We start from the raw sequence: 5,062 nt of genomic DNA on the forward strand, positions 1-5,062 counted from the left end.
GTCAGCTCCGCCGGACACCCGTCGAGTTCCGACTTGCGCCGCAGGAATCCAGCAATCTCAGACCCGTGCAGCCAGGCCGCCATCGGCATCGATCCGGCAAGGTCTCGGAGGACCGGCCACATCGCCTGGCCGAGACCATGGACGGCGAGCACGTCGGGTCGGAACCGTGCGGCGAGATCGTTAAGGGCGGTGGCGTCGCCGCTGGTGCAATCGACGCCGTCGAAGCTGTGGCGGCTCTCGGCTTCTCCCGGCGCGGGGCGGAACACCGCGACATCATGTCCTGATGCCTGATAGGCGCGCACCCGCCGATGGACGAAGGGATATCGGTAAAGATCGCCAGGCGCCGGATAGGATCGGCTGACGACGAGGATTCGCAATTTCTCCGGTCCCTGCATGGGCAGCCGCAAGGACGCCATGCCCATCGGGACGGGCCCCGGCCCCGTATCGCGCGCGCTCAACGCGGTTGATCTTAGGCGGCTTCTTCCCAAAGCTCGTCGCCCCCGTCGGCAGCCGGAGCAGCGAGTCCGCTCGCCGTGCAGCTCACGAACTGCTCGAGCATGTGCTCGATGGAGAAATGGTTGTCGAGGAAGGTGCGGATGTGGCCGCCGTCCTCGAATGCCCCGCCGCCATAGTCGCGCGTGACGAGGTCATGCGCGCGCTCGACGACCGTCATCAGGTCCGGCTTGTCGGCCGTATTCAGCACATGGCCCGACGTTCCGTCGATCAGGCATTCGGCGGCGCCGCCAGCCGGCGTCGTGACGACAGGCACGCCCATATATTGCGCCTCGATCAGGACGTTCGGCAGCCCTTCGTAGCGCGACAGGAGCACCAGAGCGTCCATCTTGGTCATCCAGTAGCCGACATGCGTCGAGCGACCCACGAAGAGGATGCGCTCATCGATTCCATAATCCTCGGCAAGCTTGATCGCATGTTCGAGCAGGCGGCCACCGCCGACGAGTATGAAGCGAGCATCGGCATGACGCTTCAGATAGCGCGCCGCGAACCGAACCCAGGTCAGCGGCTGCTTGTCGGTGTCGAAGCGGAAGACGCCGCCGATGGTCTGACCGCATCCGGCCGTCCGCGCATTGAACTCTTCCCAAAGCGCGTGGCAGCTTGACGATCCCGCGCTGCTCATCGGCTCAACACCATTATAGACGATCGCGAACCGGTCGAGGTCGACATCAAGCCATTGGGCGTAGGCCTTGGCGGCCGCGACGTTGTTGCTCACAAAGACGACGCCCGGAATTTCCGCCATCGCCCGGTAGAACACCTCATATTCCGGCCGGTACATGTGCCGGCGCACGCTCGGCGGAAGACCGCGGATCGCGAGCTGGATCTGGGGGACGCCGGCGATGAGCGCGGCCAGCCCGGCAAACAGGCACGCGCCGTCCTGCCAGACCGACGCTGTATCAGTGCCCGATTCCACGAAGTGCGGCGTCAGTCGCCTCACGCCATAATTGACGCTCGGCGGCAGGTGCGTGAGCAATTGAAGCAGGACCGGGTCGTCGATCCCGAGCGTGCGGTGCGCGACCGGCTGGAAATCGTTGATCTGGTTGAGCTCGACTCCTTCGTCGCGAAGGTCGCCGAGGTAGAAATCGGTCTGCCGTTCCGGGCTGTGGGAGCGGACCAGCACTTCGACCGGCCGCTGCAGGGCGATTCCTCCGACACTGCCCAGTTCCTTGCGCGCACGCTCGAGCTCGACGGCGAGGCGAGTCAGCTGCCGCTCGGCACCCCCCGGCCCGAGACCACCGGTGATGAGCGTCAGGCGGCCCATGCCCGGCGACGCGACCGAGCGGATCGTCCGATCCTGGAAGCGCAGGATCGCGTGCTTCATCGCGAGGATGCGGGAATCGTCCTCGATCGTCAGCGGGCGCCCCTCGAGGCTGGTCAGCAGCCCGAGAAGGTTTGCTGCGCCGTCGGCGAGCGCCTGACTCTTTGCGTCGTCCGCGAAGGCATCGCGCACCGGCGCAAGCACCTGCCACGCACGAACCAGCCGGCCATCGTCGAACAACCGCTTGCCATAGCTCACACGCAGGTCGCGCCGGCGCGGCTCGGCGCGGATCAGCCGGGAGAAGAGCGCGTCCGCTCGGCCGTGGTCGCGAGCGTCATAGAGCAGCTCGGCCATGTCGGCGAGGCGCGGATCGTCGGGCGCGCCAGCGAAGTCCCACGTCTGGAGGAGAGCGGCGGCGGTGTCGAACGCCTTGTCCCCTATCAGATCGCGAACGCGACCGAGAATAGCGGTGTCAGGCGAATTGAACTGCCCGCCGGAGTAGTTGTCGCCATCGGCCTCGAAAGCAAGGCCCGGCCGCTGGTCACCCTGTAATGTCAACTCCTGCCCCCATTCTCAGTGCGGCTCACCAAGGAATCCGTAGTCCGTCAACCTTAAGACTTACGAAAGCGGACCCACTCCCCGCCCCCTGACACTCCACTCACGCAATTCTGTTGCTTAACTCCCTGAGACAGCCTCCGGCACGACGTCCCTTCAACCAACATAGTCCGATGCGGAGCAACTTGTCGCCCTTACTTTGCATCCCGACCCCTAGAGACTCCAATAACTTATATCCGAACGCAAGTCCTCAGGATCGAGCACGGACTTGACGTCGGCAACGATTCCGTCGGACCGCATCATCGCGCTCAAGGCTTCTCCGTCGAGCGAGTCATACTCGACATGCGGCACCGCGAGGATCACCGCGCCGAGATCGCGGAAGGCGTCGAGCCCGCATAGCTCAATGCCATACGCCCGCCGGACGGTGTCCGGATCGGCCAGCGGATCGTGAACCAGCGGGGTAACGCCGAACGCCCGAAGCTCATTGTAGATGTCGATGACCTTCGAGTTGCGGATATCCGGCACGCCTTCCTTGAAGGTGAAGCCGAGGATCCCGACCGGCGCCTGGCGGATCGGCAGGGCGTTCTTCGCCATCAGCTTGATCACGCGCTGGGCGACATAGGCGCCCATGCCGTCGTTCACCCGCCGGCCGGACAGGATCATCTCGGGATGATAGCCGAGCTGTTCGGCCTTCGCCGTCAGGTAATAAGGGTCGACCCCGATGCAGTGGCCGCCGACCAGGCCCGGATGGAATTTCAGGAAATTCCACTTGGTCCCGGCGGCCGCAAGGACATCGCTCGACCGGATTCCGACCAAGTGGCAGATTTTCGAGACTTCGTTCATGAGGGCAATATTGACGTCCCGCTGCGTGTTCTCGAGCACCTTCGCTGCTTCCGCGACCTTGATCGAAGGCGCGCAATGAATGCCCGCCTCGATAATGGAGCCGTAAAGGTCGGCAAGGAGGTCGAGCGTCTCGGAGTCCTGCCCGGCGACGACCTTGGTGATCTTCTCGAGCGGACGCTCTTTGTCGCCCGGGTTGATCCGCTCGGGGCTGTAGCCCAGCTTGAAGTCGGCGCCGGCACGAAGCCCCGAAGCCTTTTCGAGGGCGGGCGCGCAAATCTCTTCGGTGACGCCGGGATAGACCGTGCTCTCAAACACGACGATCTTGCCGGGCGAAAGATAGGGTCCGATGATCTCGCAGGCAGTCAGCAACGCCGTGAAGTCCGGCCGGTTGGCCTCGTCGATCGGCGTAGGCACGGTGACGATCAGGATTTCGGATGACGCAAGATCGGCGGCCTCGTCGGTAAGCCGGAAGCGGCCCGCCTTCAGTTCCTCGGAAGCAACCTCTCCAGTCCAGTCGAACCCGTCGCGCAAGGCCTCGACCCGCCGCGAGCTGATATCGTAGCCGACAACCTCATGCTTCCGAGAGAAGGCAACTGCCAGTGGAAGCCCAACATAGCCAAGACCTACAACTCCGACCTTCTTGCGACCCACAGTCTTAACGAACCTCCGGTTTACATTAATTTAATCGCGAACCCGGAATAATTCGACGGCCGCGTGGGCCGAGGCAAGCGAAATGCCACAGGTGCGATGCCCACTTTGTTACTAAAGACGCTCCCCAGCCAAGCTGACCTGGGCAGCCGTACGCGGATGAAACCAAAAAACAAGGTCGGTTCTCTGCAAACAGGCGAGCTACGACCTGTTCTTCACTTCACCGTGACCTAACAGCCGCAGTTGACAGGCGCGAAAACCACCACGTCATAGTCTGGCGCGGGTGCGAGTCCCTGTTTCAACGTACGCGCGGCGAGCGGACGAACGCACTGGCTGTCCTAGCGGCTAAGGAAGATCGCCGCCGAGGTCGGTCCGAGCACGGCCCTCGCCGGGGCCAGCGCACCGGTGATGGTCGCCCAGTTGCCCGCTGGGAGGGCATAGTCAAGCTGTGTCGCGGAGTTCGGGTTCACGACGACCAGGCCCCGGCTGTAGCGGCGCGCCATCCCGCCCCCTGGAACCGCGAAGGCCGGGCCCTGCGGCACTCCAACCGGCGGATTAAGCGTCCGCGGGTAATGGAGCTCTATGCGCGGCGGATCGCCGTCGTGGAACGCGCCGAGATAGCTTCGTGCGCCCTTGGCGAGCAGGAAATTTCCGACCACCCATTGCGCCTCGTCGTCGCTGAGCGCCGCCGGCGATGCGCACGTCTTTTCCAGCGACACCCACGGCATCCGCGCGGCGCCCCATTGGGATGCCTCCATCTTCACCTGCCAGTCGCGGTCGCTCGACCGCGGCCTGCAATCCCGAGTGAATGCCGCTTCGTCGAGCCAGATGTCGCCCAGCGCAATCAGCTTGCGCGATTGTTCCACGTTCTGGGGATCGACCCGGGCATTGAGTGCGAGCAACCCGCCCTGGGAGTGGATTTGCCGAGCCAGCCAGCCGATCCAGTCGAGTAGCGCCGCCATGTACGCCGGATCGCGCGGCTCGCCCGAAAAGAGCTGTACCCACTGGCCGTTCCGGTAGACGCCGCACCGGTGCCCGTTGTTGAGCGGAGTGACGTTGTCGAGCGCGATCACCTTCACGCCCGAGCGAAGCTGCGGCAGGATGAAGGTGTTGAAGATATATTGCCGGACCGCCGGGTTGCTGGTGTCCAGCGGCGAATAATAGCCCCAGGCGTAGGTGAAGAGCGGGGCAATGCTCGTCCGGTCGCACTTGTAGACGATCTCGTCAGGCGCGTGGGCGGCATAC

Annotated in this window: 4 protein-coding genes; all 4 read right to left on the minus strand. The window is 64.1% G+C overall.

The genetic code is table 11. The features are described from left to right. Positions 1 to 458, minus strand: a 458-nt coding sequence (locus JOZ79_RS05710) for a hypothetical protein (protein ID WP_294071805.1), incomplete at its 3' end; no start/stop codon positions are given. Positions 459 to 469: 11 nt separating this feature from the next. Continuing rightward, complete coding sequence (locus JOZ79_RS05715) at positions 470 to 2,329, minus strand: glycosyltransferase (protein ID WP_294071807.1); 1,860 nt, start codon at positions 2,327 to 2,329, stop codon at positions 470 to 472. Positions 2,330 to 2,539: 210 nt separating this feature from the next. Then, positions 2,540 to 3,820: a nucleotide sugar dehydrogenase gene (locus JOZ79_RS05720; protein WP_294071809.1), complete on the minus strand. Its 1,281-nt coding sequence runs from the start codon at positions 3,818 to 3,820 to the stop codon at positions 2,540 to 2,542. Between the two features lie 335 nt (positions 3,821 to 4,155). Continuing rightward, positions 4,156 to 5,062: hypothetical protein (locus JOZ79_RS05725; RefSeq protein ID WP_294071811.1), on the minus strand; the 907-nt coding region annotated here is incomplete at its 5' end.

The sequence above is a fragment of the Sphingomonas sp. genome (assembly GCF_019242355.1).
In the GTDB taxonomy this organism is placed as follows: Bacteria; Pseudomonadota; Alphaproteobacteria; order Sphingomonadales; family Sphingomonadaceae; genus Sphingomicrobium.